Source organism: Gordonia amicalis NBRC 100051 = JCM 11271 (assembly GCF_000332995.1).
Classification (GTDB): Bacteria; Actinomycetota; Actinomycetes; order Mycobacteriales; family Mycobacteriaceae; genus Gordonia; species Gordonia amicalis.
Genome location: NZ_BANS01000027.1, coordinates 25,000 through 43,823 on the forward strand (window position 1 = coordinate 25,000; position 18,824 = coordinate 43,823).

General features: G+C 68.0%; 12 protein-coding genes and 1 pseudogene. 8 read left to right on the plus strand and 5 right to left on the minus strand.

What is annotated here, in order from left to right; all coding sequences use genetic code 11:
* Positions 1-2 precede the first annotated feature (2 nt).
* From GOAMI_RS13760 to GOAMI_RS13770, 3 genes and pseudogenes are all read right to left on the minus strand, one after another.
* The gene (locus GOAMI_RS13760) at positions 3-1,985 is read right to left on the minus strand and encodes a glycosyltransferase family 2 protein (protein ID WP_006437148.1); all 1,983 of its coding nucleotides are present in this window, start codon (positions 1,983-1,985) and stop codon (positions 3-5) included.
* A pseudogene (locus tag GOAMI_RS13765) lies at positions 1,982-3,210 on the minus strand (PP2C family protein-serine/threonine phosphatase). Before GOAMI_RS13765 ends, GOAMI_RS13760 begins: the two are co-directional and overlap by 4 nt.
* A 56-nt stretch (positions 3,211-3,266) precedes the next feature.
* Positions 3,267-4,256 carry a glycoside hydrolase family 26 protein gene (locus tag GOAMI_RS13770; protein WP_006437150.1) on the minus strand — a complete coding sequence of 330 codons (990 nt, stop codon included), beginning with the start codon at positions 4,254-4,256 and terminating at the stop codon, positions 3,267-3,269.
* A gap of 289 nt (positions 4,257-4,545) precedes the next feature.
* On the opposite strand from GOAMI_RS13770, the gene ettA reads away from it, so the two are divergent.
* From ettA to GOAMI_RS13795, 5 genes are all read left to right on the plus strand, one after another.
* Entirely contained in the window at positions 4,546-6,219 is a 1,674-nt protein-coding gene (gene ettA / locus GOAMI_RS13775) for an energy-dependent translational throttle protein EttA (protein WP_006437151.1), read from the plus strand.
* Positions 6,220-6,258: 39 nt separating this feature from the next.
* The gene (locus GOAMI_RS13780) at positions 6,259-11,031 is read left to right on the plus strand and encodes an NAD-glutamate dehydrogenase (protein WP_040004837.1); all 4,773 of its coding nucleotides are present in this window, start codon (positions 6,259-6,261) and stop codon (positions 11,029-11,031) included.
* A 97-nt stretch (positions 11,032-11,128) separates the two neighbouring features.
* The gene (locus GOAMI_RS13785; protein WP_006437153.1) at positions 11,129-13,396 is read left to right on the plus strand and encodes a molybdopterin-dependent oxidoreductase; all 2,268 of its coding nucleotides are present in this window, start codon (positions 11,129-11,131) and stop codon (positions 13,394-13,396) included.
* Positions 13,397-13,505: 109 nt separating this feature from the next.
* Positions 13,506-13,985: an acyl-CoA thioesterase gene (locus GOAMI_RS13790; RefSeq protein ID WP_006437154.1), complete on the plus strand. Its 480-nt coding sequence runs from the start codon at positions 13,506-13,508 to the stop codon at positions 13,983-13,985.
* Complete coding sequence (locus GOAMI_RS13795; protein WP_006437155.1) at positions 13,985-14,671, plus strand: DUF8010 domain-containing protein; 687 nt, start codon at positions 13,985-13,987, stop codon at positions 14,669-14,671. Before GOAMI_RS13790 ends, GOAMI_RS13795 begins: the two co-directional genes overlap by 1 nt.
* A 7-nt stretch (positions 14,672-14,678) precedes the next feature.
* Here GOAMI_RS13795 and GOAMI_RS13800 read toward each other — a convergent pair whose 3' ends face one another.
* Together GOAMI_RS13800 and GOAMI_RS13805 are read right to left on the minus strand one after the other, a co-directional pair.
* Positions 14,679-16,643, minus strand: coding sequence for a glycoside hydrolase family 13 protein (locus GOAMI_RS13800; RefSeq protein WP_006437156.1), 1,965 nt, complete (start codon positions 16,641-16,643; stop codon positions 14,679-14,681).
* 101 nt (positions 16,644-16,744) lie between these two features.
* Positions 16,745-17,173 carry a globin gene (locus tag GOAMI_RS13805; RefSeq protein ID WP_006437157.1) on the minus strand — a complete coding sequence of 143 codons (429 nt, stop codon included), beginning with the start codon at positions 17,171-17,173 and terminating at the stop codon, positions 16,745-16,747.
* Positions 17,174-17,323: 150 nt separating this feature from the next.
* Here GOAMI_RS13805 and GOAMI_RS13810 point away from each other — a divergent pair, with 150 nt between their 5' ends.
* The 3 genes from GOAMI_RS13810 to GOAMI_RS13820 all read left to right on the plus strand — a co-directional run bounded on the left by GOAMI_RS13810 (position 17,324) and on the right by GOAMI_RS13820 (position 18,816).
* On the plus strand, positions 17,324-17,923 hold the full coding sequence (locus tag GOAMI_RS13810) for an HNH endonuclease (protein ID WP_040004838.1): 600 nt from the start codon (positions 17,324-17,326) through the stop codon (positions 17,921-17,923).
* Between the two features lie 163 nt (positions 17,924-18,086).
* Positions 18,087-18,335, plus strand: coding sequence for an aa3-type cytochrome oxidase subunit CtaJ (ctaJ, locus tag GOAMI_RS13815; RefSeq protein WP_006437159.1), 249 nt, complete (start codon positions 18,087-18,089; stop codon positions 18,333-18,335).
* Positions 18,322-18,816, plus strand: a complete 495-nt coding sequence (locus GOAMI_RS13820) for a DUF5130 family protein (protein ID WP_006437160.1) — start codon at positions 18,322-18,324, stop codon at positions 18,814-18,816. Before ctaJ ends, GOAMI_RS13820 begins: the two co-directional genes overlap by 14 nt.
* Positions 18,817-18,824 lie beyond the last annotated feature (8 nt).

The following is an 18,824-nucleotide window of genomic DNA, read 5'->3' on the forward strand; positions in this document are numbered from 1 at the left end:
CACTACCTCTCGGTTTCAGGGTCTGCGTCGGGGCCGCGGTAGCGCACCGCCATGATGACCACGCTCAGGATCACCAGATCGAACAGTACCCAGAACAGGTTGACTCCGACCCCCAGAACGGAGATGGCGCCCCGCCACAGCTGCACGATGCCGATCACCGACGCCACCACGAGCAGCACCATCGCCGCCAACTGCGGACGAACCAGATGCCAGGGCAACGCGTCCTGGGACTGCTTGGTCTTCGGTGTCACGGCAAAGCCCAGCGGCTTGTTCAGATAGACATTGCGGAATGCGGTGGTGCAGGACCTGATCCAGACCGGGAACAACGCCAGACTGTACTGCTGCCCACGCCAGGTCGGGGTCCCGCGGGCCACCACGAGGAACAGCAGCTGGTTGACCAGCAGGAAGGGGATGAGCCGGAGGAAGAAGTCCCAGCTGTATGCCTGCACGGGGAGGACACCCAGCACGAGGTACACCACGGGTGCGGCGATGTAGGCGATCGCCGCGAAGCCGGCCAGGTAGCTCCACATCGTCGCCCAGTACATGAGTCGCTGGGTGATGGTGAGTCCCTTCTGGACCAGCGGATTCTCGCGCAACATCACCTGGATGGTGCCCTGGGCCCACCGAAGCCGTTGGGTGAGCATCGTTTTCAGGTCCTCAGGGGCGAGACCGTACGCGAGGTTCTCGTGATGGTAGGCGGAGTTCCAGCCGAGGGCGTGTAGCCGCATACAGGTCGCCATGTCCTCGGTGACCGAGATGGTCGCGAGCGGCAGCATCGGTTGCGCCTCATCGGATCTACCGACATCGACGGCGGCCACCAGTGCCCGTATCGATTCGATGGCACCGAGCGGGGACCATTCGCGATCGGCGAGCACCGCGAGGGCGTCGTAGTCGAGCGACCCGGCGCCGGCTTCCTGCTCGCTGAACTCGGTGAGGGCCTCGATCGCCTCGAGGTCGGCCCGCATCGCCTCGACGTCGGCGTCGACGAGTCCTCGTGCGGCCTCGTCCACGCGCGCCTGGAAGCGATAGGTCACGTCGGCCAGTGGTTCACGCTTCTTCAGCGCACCCCGCGCTTCCCGGACCGCGGCATTCACCTCGTCGAGCGCGGCGAGTGCGGTCGGGTTGTCACCGATCCGCCGGCGGGTCTTCCGCAGCACGGTCCGCGCGGTCCGCAGAGCGCGGTCGACGCCGTCCTCGACGGCTCTGACGTACTGGGTGATCCCGAGTTGCATCAAGGCCTCCCGACGCAGGACCGCGTTGGAGCCGCAGAAGAACGCGGCGTTCCAGCCGTCCTTGCCCTGCTGGATCGGGCCGTAGAAGAGGGGTGCTTGCGAACCCAGCGGGTCCGACGGCGGCACGTTGACGAAGTACTGCGGGGTCTGGACGAGCGCCATCTTCTCGTCGTGGAAGTAACCGAGTGTGCGGTCGAGGATCTGGGGTTCGGGAACCTGGTCGGCGTCGAGGATCAGGATGAACTCGCCCTCGGTCTGCATCAGGGCGTTGTTGAGGTTGCCCGCCTTGGCATGTCTCGGTTTGTCCAGCCAGCTCGACGACCGGGTCAGGTACTTCACCCCTGCCTGCGCAGCCTCGGCGGCGAGATCGGCGCGGTCACCGTCGTCGAGGATCCATGTGGTGTGCGGATAGGTGATGGCCTTCGCGGCGAGGGCGGTCTTCATCACGAGTTCGATGGGCTCGTTGTAGGTCGTGATGAAGACGTCGACGGTGGCCCCCGCCGGAGGAGGCGGTGGATCGGGGCGGTGCTGCAGCTTCCACATGGTGAGTCCGAAGAGCAGCGAGTCGATGAGGCTGTAGGTCTCGGCGACCACCAGGGGAACGGCTATCCACCAGGCGTCCCAGTTCACCGAGGCGAGCCAGCGCCACACGATGTAGTTGAGCCCGAGTATCGCGGCGACGACGATGAGCAGCCGTAGCCACGGCGACGGGGCGGTCCGGGCGAGGGTGGCCTCCTCGATGCTCTCGCTCATCCGGCCTCGTCGCGCCGGACCGCGATCAGGGTCACGTCGTCGACCGCAGGCCGGGCGGCGACGAGATCGTCGACCCTCGCCCGGACCTCCGCGGGAGTGCCTGCGGCGGAGAGCAACCGGAGCAGTTCGGTCGCGTCCTCGTCGACGAGATCCAGGACGCCGTCGGAGGCGATCACGAGCATGTCGCCGGGGGCGAGGTCGACGGCGGCCGACCGCCAGGTGTCATTGGGCAGGATGCCGATCGGGAGGCCGCGGCCGCGCAGGATCGTGCACCGTCCGTCGCTGCGGCGCACGGTCGCGAGTCCGTGCCCACCGTCTATGTACTCCACGTGGCCGTCCCGGGTGCGCAGACGGGCGTGGAACAGGGTCGCGTACGTCTCCGTCCCGGCGAAGTCGTCGGCGAGCTGGTCGGTAACGGTGCCGACGACCTCGCCGAGATCGGGCCCGGGGGCCTCCGTCCGGGCGGCGTCGAACGCCCGTGACGTAGCGCGCATCGCCGACTTCACGGTGGCGGTGACGATCGCGGCGGCCAGCCCTTTGCCCATGACATCGGCGACGGTGAACACGAGTCCGTCACGGCAGCGGTAGTGGTCGTAGAAGTCGCCGCCGACCGCGAAAGCCGGCAGGCACATCGCCTCGATCGAATAACCGGGCACCGCGCCGAGCGGCGGTGGGAGCAACCGCCGCTGGACCTGCGCGGCGCGTTCGAGGTCGTCGGAGTTCTCGATCTCGCGCTGTGCCCACGCCGCGAGCTCCCGGAACGCGGTGAGCTGGTCGGCGGTCAACTGCCGGGGCCGGGTGTCGTACACGCAGAAGGTCCCCACCGGGTGGCCGCCGGGCCCGTACAGCGGATACCCCGCGTAGAACCGGATCCCGCCGTCGGCGGCGATCTGGGGGATCTCGGCGAAGCAGGGGATCGCGGAGACGTCCTCGATCACCAGCGCCGGCTCGGCGGGCTGGGAGTACGCCCGCGCGACCGTCACCTGGCAGACCGACTCCTCACGCGGCTGGTCCTGGATGTCGATTCCGTCGACCGCCTTGAACCACTGGCGGTCCCGGTCGAGGAGCGAGACGGTCGACATCGGTACCCCGAACACCCCTTGGCCATGCGGGTGATCTGCGCGAACCGGTCCTCGGGCTCGGAGTCGAGCAGATTGAGCTGTTCCACCGCACGCAGGCGTGCCTCCTCGACGGCGGGCTCGATGAACGCATCGGCCGCATCGATCCCGTGGCCACCGGCCCCCGCTGTGTCCGCACCCGCCGCGTCATACCGCACGTCCGTCACCGAAGCCCCACTTTCCCGAGCGCGCGCGCCATCGCCTGGCCCGCTGCTGCTGAACTCGTCAAACCCCAATCCGCTTCCTTGTCGTGGTCGAACCAGACGAAGCCGGTGACGCCGTCGGCCTCGTCGAGATAGCTGACCAGATCGGCTATCCAGTCCGCCTTGGAGCCGCCTGCCTCGGCGCACCCGACTTCGGTGACGAGGACGGGTTTGCCCGGGGCGAGGTCCCGCAGCTGGTCGAGAGACGAACCGAACAGTTCTTTCGGCGACGTCCATCGGTGGCCGGGTACCGAACCCCAGTTGTATCCGTCGACGCCCAGCACGTCGACGTAGTCGTCGCCGGGATACCAGCGGGACAGGGGAGCGTCGGAGATCGGGACGTTGGGCGCCCACACCCACTTCACGTTCGCCGCGTTCTTCGACGCGAACAGGTCGTGGACGTGCCGCCACGCCGCGATGTACAGCTCCGGCGGGGTCCCGCCCGCCGGACTCCACGGGTACCAGTCGCCGTTGGGTTCGTGGGCGAACCTCAGGTACACCGTCGAACCCCAGGCGACGAGTTCGTCGGCCCAGCGGTACAGGTAGTCGTCGTGCGTCCCGTCGACGATCGACGACATCGAGAACGCGGACCGGTCGTAGGTGCCGTCACCGAGGTGCCGCCAGGGTTCCCAGGTGACGATCGGCTCGGCCCCGGAACCGACCACGGCGTTCAGCGCGGCGATCGGCGGGATCGCGGTGAAGTCCTCGAAGAACATGTTGACCGTGGGGGCCACTCCGGTCACCCGGGTGACCGCGGCGACGTCGGCGGGCTCGAGCGGACCGTTCGGCGTCGTGACCCCGAACCGCAGGCACGGACCGGGCGGGCCGTACAGCGGGGAGATGGTCGACGGGCACTCCCGCGGGGCCGCGGAACAGGCGCCGACCGCACCCAGAGAGGTGACGATCACACCCACGACCACAACCACGGTCCATCTGCCCACCGAGTGCATGACACTCCCATGGCGCTGCCCCCCAGTGCCGCACGTGTGCTCGCCGGCGCTGCACCCACACCCGTCGCCGGCACCAGCCGACGAGGATCATTGTTGCGACAAACCGCGCATCGCGCGCGGCATCCGGCCAAATGCGCACCGCAGGACCCGCGGCGGGGTCACCGGGCGGCGAGCCCACCGGGGCCGACCACTAGGCTGGGGGGCCATGTATGCGCATCGCCCGAGCGTGCGCCAGAGCATCCAGTGCTGACATCCACCCCGGCATCGAGCAGGTCCGAAGGAGTTCTCCGTGGCAGAGTTCATTTACACGATGAAGAAGGTGCGCAAGGCGCACGGTGACAAGGTCATCCTCGACGACGTCACCATGTCCTTCTACCCGGGCGCCAAGATCGGCGTCGTCGGTCCCAACGGTGCGGGTAAGTCGTCGATCCTGAAGATCATGGCGGGCCTCGACCAGCCGTCGAACGGCGAGGCCTTCCTCGACCCCGACGCCACCGTCGGCATCCTCCTGCAGGAGCCCCCTCTCAACGAGGAGAAGACGGTCAAGGAGAACGTCGAAGAGGGTATGGGCGACATCAAGGTCAAGCTCGACCGCTTCAACGAGATCGCCGAACTGCTCGCCACCGACTACTCCGACGAGTTGATGGAGGAGATGGGCAAGCTCCAGGAAGACCTGGACAACAACGACGCCTGGGACCTCGACTCACAGCTCGAGCAGGCGATGGACGCGCTGCGCTGCCCGCCCGCGGACTCCCCGGTCACGCATCTCTCCGGCGGTGAGCGTCGCCGCGTCGCGCTGTGCAAGCTGCTGCTGCAGAAGCCCGACCTGCTGCTCCTCGACGAGCCCACCAACCACCTCGACGCCGAGTCGGTGCTGTGGCTCGAGCAGTTCCTCGCGAGCTACCCGGGCGCCGTCCTGGCCGTGACCCACGACCGGTACTTCCTCGATCACGTCGCGCAGTGGATCTGTGAGGTCGACCGCGGCAAGCTGCACCCCTACGAGGGCAACTACTCCACCTACCTGGAGAAGAAGGCCGAGCGGCTCGAGGTCCAGGGCAAGAAGGACCAGAAGCTGCAGCGCCGCCTGAAGGAAGAGCTCGCCTGGGTTCGTTCCGGTTCCAAGGCGCGCCAGACCAAGAACAAGGCCCGCCTGTCCCGCTACGAGGAGATGGTCGCCGAGGCGGAGAAGACGCGCAAGCTCGACTTCGAGGAGATCCAGATCCCGACGCCGCCGCGTCTCGGCGACGTGGTGGTCGAGGTCTCCCACCTCGACAAGGGCTTCGAGGGCCGCGTCCTCATCAAGGACCTGTCCTTCACCCTGCCGCGTAACGGCATCGTCGGCGTCATCGGCCCCAACGGCGTCGGTAAGACCACGCTGTTCAAGACCATCGTCGGTCTCGAGCAACCCGACTCGGGCACCGTGAAGGTCGGCGAGACGGTCAAGCTGAGCTACGTCGACCAGACGCGCGCCAACATCGACCCCAAGAAGAACGTCTGGGAGGTCGTCTCCGACGGACTCGACTACATCGAGGTCGGCCAGAACGAGATGCCGTCGCGCGCCTACGTCAGTGCCTTCGGCTTCAAGGGGCCGGATCAGCAGAAGAAGGCGGAGGTCCTCTCCGGTGGTGAGCGCAACCGTCTCAACCTCGCGCTCACCCTGAAAGAGGGCGGCAACCTGATCCTCCTCGACGAGCCGACCAACGACCTCGACGTCGAAACCCTGGGTTCGCTTGAGAACGCCCTCGAGAACTTCCCCGGCTGCGCCGTGGTCATCAGCCACGACCGCTGGTTCCTCGACCGCACCTGTACCCACATCCTGGCGTGGGAGGGCAACGTCGAAGAAGGACAGTGGTTCTGGTTCGAGGGCAACTTCGAGGCGTATGAGGCCAACAAGGTGGAGCGCCTCGGCGCCGACGCGGCCCGTCCGCACCGGGTGACCCACCGCAAACTCACTCGCGATTAATCCCATCCCCGTCCGGCACGGGTGACTAGCATCGGCGATGTGACGTCACTCGTGCCGGACGCGGTGAACCACTACTTCAAGTCGCGGGCCGACGGCTCGGCGACGGACAGTGCCGAGCAGGTGGTGCGTCACCTTGACGTCGCGACTCGGCGCGACCCCGGCGAGGCTCTCGTCGAAGTCGCCGTCGACGCCGGCGGCGCGGTCGAGATCGTCGTCGTCAACGACGACATGCCCCTGCTGGTCGAGGCGGTGCTCGCCACCGTCGAGGCGCATGACCTCGCCATCGGGAAGATGGATCACCCGGTGATGCCGGTCCGGCGCGACGCCGACGGCGGACTCGAGGCGATCGACGACGTACCCGGCGCCCGCTGGGAGTCGTGGATCTTCGTCGGCGGACTCGCCGGGCATCCCGATGTCGATCCGCAGGCGCTCCGTTCCGATCTCCTCGAGGTCGTGTCCCGGGTGGGCGACGTCGATCACGACGCCACCCGGATGAGGTCGCGGATGACGTCGTGCGCGGCAGATCTGTCGGTCGCCCCGCTGGGCGGGTCGACCGGCATCTCCGACTCGGATCGTTTCGAATACTCGAAGCTCCTCGAGTGGTTCTCCGGGAACCACTTCCACCCGCTCGGTTACACGCGGGTGGGAACCGACGGTCTCGCCGACGCCGATGAACGACTCGGCGTGTGGCGTACCGACTCGATCACTCGCGACTTCCCGTCGGTCACCGCGCGACCGTTGCTGCCGCAAGCGAGTCGTGTCTACGTCGCCACCGGCATCCAGCGGTCAAATTTTCCTGTGCTGCTCCAGGTCCCGGCGTTCGATCGGCAGGGAAACCACGACGGCGAACACCGCTTCCTCGGCACGCTCACCTCGTCCGGCCTGCACCAGACCGTGCTCGACGTCCCGGTGCTGCGCACCAAGGTGCACGACGTCCTCGCAGGTGCCGGGGTCGACGAGGATTCCTTCGCCGGCCAGTCCATGATCGAGCTGCTGCAGAACTATCCGCTGGTGGAGATGTTCGCCTCCACCACCGAGGAGCTCACCAGACGCGTCACCGAGATGCTCGACGCGGTCGCGACCCGGTCGTTGCGGCTGTTCGTGCGCACGAGCGTCGACGGTAAGACCGCGGTGGCCCTCGTCTACCTGCCGCGAGACCGGTACAACACGCAGAGCCGACTGGCCCTCGAACGGGCCCTGATGGACGAATTGCACGGCAGCGCACTGGAATACACCGCTCGAGTGAGTGAGATGCCACTCGCGCTCCTGCAGGTGCTGGTGTGTATCGAGCCGGCCACCGCGTCCGAGCTCGGTTCGGTCGACACCGGATCACCGGCGCACGCCCGTATGCAGGCGGCGCTCGCGACGGCGATCCGCGGATGGGACGAACGTGTCCGTGAACTGGCCGCGGACCTCGGCGGCCGCTTGGAAAACCTCGGCGGCGGCCCCGAACTCGTTCTGCGACAATTGCCCTCGCTCTCCGACGATTACAAGGAACTCCGTGAACCGCACGATGCCCTCGAGGACCTGATACGAGTCGTCGCACTCGAACCGGGAGCACTGGCGGTGACGCTCGACGCCACCGAGGAGCGCGGGCCGAACGGCCATGCCCGTTGGCGGTTCACCCTCTATCTGTGTGGGGAGTCGGCGACCCTCACCGACGTCCTACCGGTGCTGCACAGTCTCGGCCTCGACGTTCTCGAAGAGCATCCGTACGAGATCCGCCGGGCCGACGGCACCGTCTGCTGGGCGTACGAGTTCATCGTGGAACTGGCTGCCGGGATGTCGGTGGACCTCCATCACGCCGACGACCTCGAGGAGCGTTTCACCGAGGCGTTCCGTCAGATCTGGCTCGCCGCCGCGGAAGTCGACGACTACAACGAACTGATCATCCGGTGCGGATTGGACTGGCGTTCGGCGGCGATGCTGCGCGCATACGGTCAGTACCTGAGGCAGTGTGGATTCTCCTACAGCACAGCCCATGTCGCGAACGTGCTGGGTCGTAACCGGCGGATCACGCGCGGGCTGGTCGAGTTGTTCGTGGCCTCCTTCGATCCGTCCGCCGCCGACCGTGAACGCCGGGAACGGGTGAGTGAACAACTCCGTGCGGACATCGGCACCGTGCTGAGTCTCGACGCCGACCGCGTCGTGTCGGCCTTCGCCGCCGTCATGAGTGCAACATCACGGACGAACTACTTCGTCACGGTCGGCGATCGGGATGGCGGTGACCGGGATTCCGGCGACGGCCGACCAGGCGAGTACTGCCCGGTCATCTCGTTCAAGCTGCGGCCGCGCGAGATCCCGCAGACCCCCGAACCCCGTCCGCTGCACGAGATCTTCGTGTACTCGCCCCGGGTCGAAGGCGTCCACCTGCGGTTCGGCGCAGTGGCCCGCGGCGGCCTGCGCTGGTCGGACCGCAGAGAGGACTTCCGCACCGAGATCCTCGGGCTGGTCAAGGCGCAGGCGGTGAAGAACGCCGTCATCGTCCCGCTCGGCGCGAAAGGCGGTTTCGTCGTCAAACGGCTGCCGGCACCGACCGGGGACGCCGCCGTGGACCGGGATGCGCAGCGCGACGAAGGGATCGCCTGCTATCGCCAGTTCATCGCGGGTCTGCTCGACATCACCGACAACATCGATCGCTCGACCGGGGAGGTCATCCCGGCGCGCGGTGTGGTCCGCCTCGACGAGGACGACACCTACCTGGTCGTCGCGGCCGACAAGGGCACCGCGGCGTTCTCCGACATCGCCAACGAGGTGTCGCGGTCCTACGGCTTCTGGCTCGGTGACGCGTTCGCCTCGGGCGGGTCGGCCGGCTACGACCACAAGGCCATGGGCATCACCGCGCGTGGTGCCTGGGAGTCGGTGAAACGGCATTTCCGCGAGATGGGCTTCGACACCCAGTCGCAGGACTTCACCGTCGTCGGCATCGGCGACATGAGCGGGGACGTGTTCGGCAACGGGATGTTGCTCAGCGAGCACATACGCCTCGTCGCCGCCTTCGACCACCGGCATATCTTCGTCGACCCGGACCCGGTCGCGGACCGGTCCTTCACCGAACGCCGCAGACTGTTCGACCTGCCACGGTCGTCGTGGGCGGACTACGACACCGGCCTGATCAGTGCGGGCGGCGGGGTGTGGTCCCGTGACCGCAAGTCGATACCCGTCAGTGCGGAGATGGCGGTCGCGCTCGGCATCGAGGAGGGCATCGACGAGCTCCCACCGCCCGAACTGATCCGCGCGATCCTGCTCGCGCCGGTCGACCTGCTGTGGAACGGCGGGATCGGCACCTACGTCAAGGCGTCGACGGAGTCCCATGGGAGCGTCGGTGACAAGTCGAACGACGCGATCCGCGTCGACGGTGATCAGGTGCGGGCCAAGGTGATCGGGGAGGGCGGCAACCTCGGGGTCACCGAGCGCGGCCGGATCGAGTTCGATCTCGCGGGCGGCCGGATCAACACCGACGCGCTCGACAACTCGGCAGGCGTCGACTGCTCGGACCACGAGGTCAACATCAAGATCCTGCTCGACTCTGCGGTGTCGAGCGGTGTGCTCGAGCCCGACGACCGGGACCCGCTGCTCGAGTCGATGACCGACGACGTCGCCGATCTCGTTCTCGCCGACAACATCTCACAGAACTCGGAGTTGGGGTTCTGCCGCACCTTCGAGCTGACCCGGGTGGAGGTTCACGCGCGGATGCTCGACCAGCTCTCGCGTGAACGCGGCGTCGACCTGCGGCTCGAAGCCCTCCCACAAGCGCGCGAGCTCCGTAAACGGTTCGACGGGGAGTTGCATCGCGGACTCACCTCACCCGAGTTCGCGACCTTGATGGCGCACGTCAAACTCGAGGCGAAATCGGATCTGCTGGACAGCGACCTCCCCGACAACGATGTCTTCGCCGCACGAGTGGCCCGCTATTTTCCAGAGGCGTTGCGCGAGAAGTTCGGCGAGCAGATCAACTCGCATCGATTGCGCCGCCAGATCGTCACGACCACCCTCGTCAACGACGTCATCGATCACGCCGGGATGACCCATCTGTTCCGGCTCGGCGAGGGCACCGGATGCACCACGGAGGAAGGGGTCCGCGCGTACGTCGTCTCCAACGAGGTCTTCGGTATGCGCGAGGTGTTCGAGAGTGTCAGGCACGCACCGGCGCCGGCGGCGGTCGTCGACGAGATGATGCTGTACGTCCGCCGGCTGCTGTTCCGGTCGTCGCGGTGGCTGCTCGCGTTCCGCCCGCAGCCGCTCGCCATGGCCGCCGAGATCAAGCGCTATTCCGGCCGGATCACGCAGCTGTCCGCGCTGATCGACGGCTGGCTGGGGGAGAGCTCGTTGCGCGAGATCTCCGACCGGGTGGACACATACGTCGACAAGGGCGTCCCCGCCGACCTCGCGCAGGCCGTCGCGGTCAGCCTTCACCGGTTCTGCCTGCTCGACATCATCGACGCGGCCGAGATCTCCGACCGCGGCCTCGAGGAGGTCGGTGAGCTCTACTTCGCCGTGATGGAACACTTCGGCCTCGAGGAACTGCTCACCGCGGTGTCCCGACTCGACTACGGCGACCGTTGGCATGCGCTCGCCCGGCTGGCGTTGCGCGACGACATGCACGGCGCGCTGCGTGCCCTCACGCTCAAGATCCTGGAGGTCAGCGAACCCGACGAACCGAGCGCCGACAAGATCGCGGAATGGGAGTCCTCCCAGTCGAACCGGCTGAGCCGTGTCCGCAGCATCCTGGCGGAGATCGAGGAGACCGGGACGCTCGACCTCGCGACGCTGTCGGTCGCCGCGCGGCAGCTTCGCAGTGTGATCAGGTGAGCGGCTTCGCAGTGTGATCAGGTGAGCGGCTTCGCCGCGGTGATTCGCTGATCCGTTTCGCCCCCGCCGACCCGATCTCCGGGCCTAGCCTGGGCACATGACGCGCACGGCACCGCGAATCTGTCCGCTCTGCGAGGCGACCTGCGGGTTGACCCTCGTGGTCGATTCCCACCACCATCCCGGTGACGGCGGCGAGGAGTTCGTCACCGGTGCCCGCGGAGACGCCGACGACGTGTTCAGCCACGGCTACATCTGTCCGAAGGGGGCGAGCTTCCCGCAGCTCGACAACGACCCCGACCGCCTCCGGAACCCGCTCGTCAAACGCGATGGACGATTCGTCGAAGTCGGCTGGGACGAGGCGCTCGAGCTCGCGGTCGAGCGCCTCGGGCGGGTCATCGCCGATCACGGGGGATCGTCGGTCGGCTTCTACCTCGGCAATCCGTCGGCCCACACGATCGCGGGCACGCTGTACGCGCCCCTGCTGGTCCGGGCGCTGCGCACCCGCAACGTGTTCAGCGCCGGCACGCTCGACCAGATGCCCAAACAGGCCGCCTCGGGCTACCTCTTCGGTCACGCCGGGACCTTCGCCGTCCCCGACCTCGACCGCACCGACCATCTGGTGATCATCGGCGCGAATCCCGTTGTCTCCAACGGCAGTATGACCACCGCCGCGAACTTCCCGGGCAAGCTGGACGCCCTGCGGCACCGCGGGGGTCGTCTCACGGTGATCGACCCGGCGCGGACCCGCACGGCCCGGCTCGCCGACACCCATCTGGCACCTCGACCGGGTACCGACGCCGCGCTGCTGGCCGGTGTCGTCACGTGCCTGTTCGACGAGGGACTCGTCGCCGACGACCTCGGCGGCATCGGGCCCCATGTGCAGGGTGTCGACGAACTGCGCAGGGAGATCGGTGATCTCACACCCGAGCGGGTCGCGCCGTACTGCGACGTGCCGGCGGAGGACATCCGCGGGCTCGCCCGCGCGATCGCGGCGTCGTCGTCGGCCGCGGTCTACGGGCGCCTGGGTACCACGGCGGTCGAATTCGGCACTCTCGGAAGCTGGCTCATCGACGTCGTGAACGTCCTCACCGGCAACCTCGACCGACCGGGCGGTGTTCTGTTCCCGATGGCGCCGACCGCGCCGGCACCCCGTCCGGCACACCCGGGTCGGGGCTTCCGGACCGGACGCTGGCGCAGCCGGGTGTCGGGACATCCCGAGGTGGCGGGGGAATTGCCCGCGGTCGCGATGGCCGAGGAGTTCGAGATACCCGGCGAGGGACGGCTACGAGCACTGGTGACGGTGGCGGGCAATCCCGTGCTGTCCGCGCCCGACGGGGGCCGGCTGGCGACCGCACTCGACGCCGCCGACGTCGTCGTGTGCGTCGACCCGTATCTGAACGAGACCACCCGGCACGCCGACATCATCCTGCCGCCCCCGCGCCCCTCGCAGACGCCGCACTTCGATGCGATCCTCAACAACCTGGCCGTGCGGGCCACCGTCCGCTACTCGCTGCCGGTGCTGCCGCTTCCCGACGGGCGGCCCGACGAGATCGAGATCGTCTGCCGTCTGATCCTGGGCCTGTCCGGAGTCGGCGTCGACGCCGATCCGGGTCTGGTCGACGAGCAGGTCATCGCCGCCACCCTGGCCAAGGAGGTGACCGATCCGCATTCGCCGGTCGCCGGTCGCGACGTGGAGTCGCTGGTGGCGATGCTGCCCGACGCCCCGGGCCACCAGCGCCGCCTGGACATGATGCTGCGCATCGGCGCCTACGGGGACGGGTTCGGCGCCCGGGAGGGCCTCACGTTCGCCGACGTCCTGGCGGCTCCGCACGGCATCGACCTCGGACCCATGCGGCCGCGTCTGCTCACCGTGCTCCGCACCGCCTCGGGGAAGGTCGAGTTGGCGCCGGACCCGCTGATCGCCGATCTCGCCCGGCTGCGCGCCGCCGTCGACGCCGAGAACCCGGCGGACAGCGACCCTGCGTCGCTCCTCCTCGTCGGACGCCGGCACCTGCGGTCCAACAACAGCTGGATGCACAACCTGCCCGCGCTCACCGGCGGCACCAATCGGTGCACGCTGCAGATCCACCCGGACGATGCGTCACGGCTGGGCATCGACGGGCTCGCGACGGTCCGCGGAGCAGGCGGATCACTCACCGTCCCGGTCGAGATCACCACCGACATCAAACCCGGCGTGGCGTCGATGCCGCACGGCTGGGGGCATGACGATGCCGGGTCCCGTCTCCAGGTGGCAGCCGTGGAGCCCGGCGTCAACGTGAACAACCTCAACGACGGCACACGACTCGATCCGCTGTCGGGAACCGCCGTCCTCAACGGCCTGCGGGTCGAGATCGGTCCGGCCTGAGCCGGCGGCGTCCGGCCGCCCATCGGCGAGCGCCGCGGGACGGCGTGCGTAGGGTTGAATCCGCGGCGCCCGGCGGCGTCGTACCAGGAGATCTCGGACCGAACAGGGGATGACGCACGTGCTCAACGAGGACTCGGGAACCGCGACGGCCGACGGCTACGTGGTGAAGGTCCCGGTGCGATGGTCGGACATGGACGTCTACCAGCACATCAACCATGCCCGGATGGTCACGCTGCTCGAGGAGGCGCGCATCCCGTGGCTGTTCCTCGACGGCCGCCCCACCGCGTCACTGCGTGACGGCTGCCTCGTGGCCGACCTGCACGTGAGGTATCAGGCACAGTTGCGGCACTCCGAGGGGCCGATCGAGGTCACCATGTACGTCCAGCGCCTGCGCGCCGTCGACTTCACCGTCGGTTATGAGGTCCGTCCCGCCGGTGCCGACCCCGAATCGAAACCGGCAGTCGTCGCCAGTACCCAACTCGTCGCGTTCGACGTCGGCGCGCAGCGCGTCGCACGGCTCACCCCGGAGCAGAAGGACTATCTAGACCGGTTCCGGCGCGCCGACGACACGTCAGCGACGCCGCGCTGATGGAACGTTTCATCCAGATCGCGGAATCGGATCGGTCCAACGCATCGGCGTTCCTCGCGCATGCCCGAAGGCTCGACGACGCCGCCGTGGTGCGGGTCGTGGCGCGCTCCGACGGCCTGGTCGGCCTGTGGACCCACACGGGGTTCGAGGTACTCGCGACCCGCGCGGTCTCGGGACGCGTGGCGCCGGCCGACATCGTCTGCGACGCCGCGTCGTTGCACTCGGCGCTCGTCGCCGCACCCGCGGGCGCGCAGATCGATCCCGGGTTCTCCCTCGACAGTGCCTGGCGCGGTGCACTTCCCGTATCCGCCGGCTACCGGCACGTCGACGACGTGCCCGCGCGCAGCATCGTCGGTCTGGCACGTGACGGTGCCCGCGTGGCGCGCGACGAGGGCAGCGCTCATGGACCCGCCACGGGATTGCTCGACCAGGACGTGCTCGAGGTCTCGACCGAGGACGGCGCGTTACACGCGGCGGTCACCATGCGGTCGCTCTTCGCCCTGACCGGGATGGGGTTCATCCGTGACCGCGATGGGCGCGCGGTCACCGAGACCTCGCCCGTCGAGGACATCGATGCTGCTGAGCCGGTCCGGATCCGATTGTCGGCGGCGTGGATCCGGATAGACGCCCGGTACGGCTCGGTGTACCAGCGTCGTCATCGCGACCTGTCGGTCACGGTTCTCTGACCGGTCCTCAGACCAGCCAGGCGGCGGCGTCGGGTGCCAGCATGCCGTCCACCAGCGGCGAACTGATCAGCAGCAGTTCACCCGGTGGCAGCGGCACCGGCACCTCGCCCGCGTTCAAGGCGCAGATCAGGAATCCCTCGGACCGCCGGAATGCCAGGCAACCCTCCGGGGCCTCGTACCATTCGATCGATTCGCCGGCGAATTCCGCTCGATCGTAACGCAATTCGATGGCTGCCCGGTACAGCGACAGCATCGAGCCGACATCCTCGAGCTGTGCCTCGGCGGTCAGCGACTGCCACGACTCCGGCATCGGCAGCCAGGTGTCGGCCGACGAGCTGAAGCCGAACGGTGGCTCGGTGCCCTGCCACGGCAACGGGACACGGCATCCGTCGCGGCCGCGTTCGGTGTGACCCGACCGCTCCCACACCGGATCCTGGAGGACCTCCTCGGGTAGGTCGTCGACGTTGGGGAGACCGAGTTCGGAGCCGTTGTAGAGGAAGATCGTTCCTGGCAGGGCCATCTCGACGACGAGCATCGCCCGCGCACGACGCGTCCCGCGTGCGAGGTCGGGTTCACCGGTCTCCGGGTCGACGGGGGCGTAGCGCGTCACCTCTCGTTCCACGTCGTGGTTGGACAGCGTCCACGTCGGGGTGCCGGACACCGAGAGGACGGCGTCGAGCGAGTTCTCGATGGCCTCGCGGATGGCGCCGGACTCGAAGGGCGCCTTGGCGAGTCGGAAGTTGAAACCGAGATGCAGTTCGTCGGGACGGAGGTACTCCGCGAATCGTTCGTTGTCGTTGACCCAGATCTCGCCGACGTTCGCGGCACCCGGGTACTCGTCGAGCACCTTTCGGATCTTGCGGTGGATGTCGTGTACCGCATAGTTGTTGAACCGCGGATCGTCGTCGTCGTTGGTGAGCAGAGCGGTGGTGGTGAGATCCATGTCGGGCAGATCCGCGGGCTTTGCCATCCCGTGCGCCACGTCGATCCGGAAGCCGTCGACGCCGCGATCCAGCCAGAACCGCAGCGTCTTCTCGAGATCCTCGAAGACCTCGGGATTCTCCCAGTTCAGGTCGGGCTGTTCGGCGGCGAAGATGTGGAGGTACCACTGTCCGGGGCTGCCGTCGGCCTCGGTGATCCGGGTCCATGCCGGCCCGCCGAAGATGCTGTGCCAGTTGTTCGGTGGCTCATCGCCGTTCTCTCCGCGACCGTCCCGGAAGATGTAGCGGGCGCGCTCCGGACTGCCCGGACCGGCGGCCAGTGCTGCGCGGAACCACTCGTGCTGATCGCTGGTGTGGTTCGGGACGAGGTCCATGGTGACTCGGATGTCGCGCTCGTGGGCCTCGGCGATGAGCGAGTCGAACGTCGCGAGATCGCCGAAGAGCGGGTCGATGTCGCGCGGATCGGCGACGTCGTACCCGTGGTCGGCCATCGGCGAGGTCATGATGGGACTCAGCCAGATCGCGTCGATGCCCAGCAGCTCGAGATATCCGAGTTTGCCGATGACACCGGCCAGATCGCCCACGCCGTCGCCGTTCGCGTCGCAGAACGACCGCGGGTAGATCTGGTAGAAGACCGCGGACTTCCACCAGGTGGTGTCGGTCGGATCCAGCTGCGGCACGATCGCCGGCGCCAAGTCCTCTTGTGGGTCCGCGGATTCCGCGGGCTCGGTCTCGAACGGTCCGGCTGCCGCGTCGGTTTCGGCGTCGGGATCGAGTTCGGCGTCGGCCTCGGCCTCGATGGCCTCCTCGTCGAGGGCCTCGGGATCGGTCGTCGCGGGATCGATCACCTCGACACCGGCCACGGCATCCGGTGCGTCTCCGGCGATCTCGGGGGTGTCGTCCGACGAGTCACTCACGTTGCCCTCGGTACCCGAGGTCTCCGGTACGACGGTGTGTGCGCCGTCGGGCTGACCCCCGTCAGATGGCTCGGCGGGGACAACATCTGGTGTCTCATCGCTCACCGTGGTCATTCTGCCTTACCTGAGTTTTCGGCGAGAAATCCAGGTCAATCGGCGCGTCGTCGGCGTGTCGAGAGTACGGGTGGCGAACGGCAGAAGGTTTCTGCGAGACCTCAGATCGGCGAGTTCATCATCGACTGGGCGGCCATCTCCATGTAGTCGACGAGCGCCTGCCGATGCGGCGGGTCGAGGGTCTCGTCGTCGATGGCGGCGATCGCGGTGTGCATGCACCGCAGCCAGGCGTCGCGCTCGATCGGGCCGACGCGATAAGGGTTGTGGCGCATGCGCAGCCTCGGATGGCCGCGTTCGTCGGAGTAGGTCCGGGGGCCGCCCCAGTACTGCTCGAGGAACATCCGGAGCCGTCGCTCGGCGGGTCCGAGGTCCTCTTCGGGGTACAGCGGGCGCAACACCTCGTCCTTCGCCACCTCGGTGTAGAAGACCTCGGTGAGCCGTCGGAACGTCTCCGAGCCGCCGATCTCCTCGTAGAAGCTGCGCGGGGACGGGTCGGGGGAGTTGCCGGATTCGCCAGTCACAGCCGCCATTGTCCCCACGACCGCGGAGTGCCTCAACGTGACGCGCTGCCGGCCTGGTCCCCGGCGGGCCGTCTTGCGTCGGATTTTCCCTGCACGACGTCGGCGTCCGTGGTGAACTGTGCAGGTCAACCTGTTCACGCGGGCCTGGCGGGAGGTCGAATGACGCACAGGTCACATTCCACGACGACCGAGGTGACGAGGCTCCACGGCGGACCGGCCTCGCAGGCGGCCGGGTCACGAACGTGGACACGCCGCCGGGTGCTGCTGCTCAACGCCACGTACGAGCCGCTCAGCGCGGTCACCGTCCGCCGCGCCGTCGTCCTGATCCTGCGTGGACGTGCCGACACGGTCCACGCCGACGAGTCCGGGGGAGCGTTCCACTCGCCCGCGACGGCGGTGCCGGTGCCGACGGTGATCCGGCTGCGGACCTATGTGCGGGTCCCGTACCGCGCGACGGTGCCGTTGACCCGCTCCGCGCTGATGCACCGTGACCGGTTCCGCTGCGGATACTGCGGCAGACCCGCGACCACCATCGATCACGTCGTCCCACGTAGCCGGGGCGGCGCGCACAACTGGGAGAACTGCGTCGCCTGCTGTGCGTCGTGCAATCACCTCAAGGCGGACCGGTTGCTCGGCGAACTGGGCTGGTCGTTGCGGACGCGGCCGATCGCCCCGAGAGGCCGGCACTGGGGCCTCATCGCCGCGGTCAAGGACATCCATCCGGCGTGGATGCAGTACATCGACGCGGGTGCCGCGTGATGCGGGGGGAAGCCACTCGAAACGCCGGCCGGAATGTCGCCGGGAAGTGTCTACGACGCGCTGTAGGGGCCCCTGCACCGGTCGGTCTGATGTGGGCTAGATTGATCACCGATGACCTGTGCCGACAACCGGCCGGGTCCGGCGCGACCATCGAAAGGGTGACATGGACAGCCTGATCGTCCCCATCGGAGTGCCAGTCACGATCGTGACGGTGCTCTTCGTCGTGCTCTGCGTTGTCGCGATGGTGTTCTCCGGCGGGGTCAAGTACCCGAAGGTCAAGGAGTACACCCTCGATCAGCAATGGGAGCATGCACCGCTTCTCTTCAGTGCCACCGACATCGAACCGATGGCACTTCCGCGGCACGCGGAACCCGGCGACGTTGATGGGAGCTCGGCAAGTGGCAAGTGGTGAGGTTTCGCACGCGAAAGTGAGTGCAGAGGTCGCGGCCCGGTCGGCGGCGGAACTTCCGCTGGGCGCCGTGGTCACCAACAGCGGACGCATCTCGGCGGCCCGCTACCCGGGTGATGCGCCGTCGACGCCGCCCTTCAGCAAGAAGGACCTGATCGCTCTCGACGACACCCTGAAGGCCGCGAGCGAGAAGGCCCTCGTGCGTTTCTCGGTCTACGTCGGGGACCTCGACGGTGACCTCGACGCGAGTGCCCGGGCCATCCTTGCAAAGTCGCCCGAACCCGCGCACGGAACGCTCATCGCGGTGTCGCCGAACACGCGCGACGTCGTCATCGTCTCGGGTCGCGAGGTGTCGAGCCGCGTCAACGACCGCGTCGCCGCACTCGGTGTGACCGCTGCGGTCACCGGCTTCCGTCAGGGCAACCTGATCGACGGCCTGATCGCGTCGCTGCGTGTGATGGCGACCGCCGCCGCAGCCGGCTGATCCGGCCA

Excerpts from the sequence above, each read along its gene's own strand:
- GOAMI_RS13800 (WP_006437156.1), bottom strand. The coding sequence starts at position 16,643 with ATGACCACGGTGAGCGATGAGACACCAGATGTTGTCCCCGCCGAGCCA.
- GOAMI_RS13785 (WP_006437153.1), top strand. The coding sequence starts at position 11,129 with ATGACGCGCACGGCACCGCGAATCTGTCCGCTCTGCGAGGCGACCTGC.
- ctaJ (WP_006437159.1), top strand. The coding sequence starts at position 18,087 with ATGGACAGCCTGATCGTCCCCATCGGAGTGCCAGTCACGATCGTGACG.
- GOAMI_RS13810 (WP_040004838.1), top strand. The coding sequence starts at position 17,324 with ATGACGCACAGGTCACATTCCACGACGACCGAGGTGACGAGGCTCCAC.
- GOAMI_RS13790 (WP_006437154.1), top strand. The coding sequence starts at position 13,506 with ATGACGCACGTGCTCAACGAGGACTCGGGAACCGCGACGGCCGACGGC.
- GOAMI_RS13770 (WP_006437150.1), bottom strand. The coding sequence starts at position 4,256 with ATGCACTCGGTGGGCAGATGGACCGTGGTTGTGGTCGTGGGTGTGATC.
- GOAMI_RS13805 (WP_006437157.1), bottom strand. The coding sequence starts at position 17,173 with ATGGCGGCTGTGACTGGCGAATCCGGCAACTCCCCCGACCCGTCCCCG.
- GOAMI_RS13795 (WP_006437155.1), top strand. The coding sequence starts at position 13,985 with ATGGAACGTTTCATCCAGATCGCGGAATCGGATCGGTCCAACGCATCG.
- GOAMI_RS13760 (WP_006437148.1), bottom strand. The coding sequence starts at position 1,985 with ATGAGCGAGAGCATCGAGGAGGCCACCCTCGCCCGGACCGCCCCGTCG.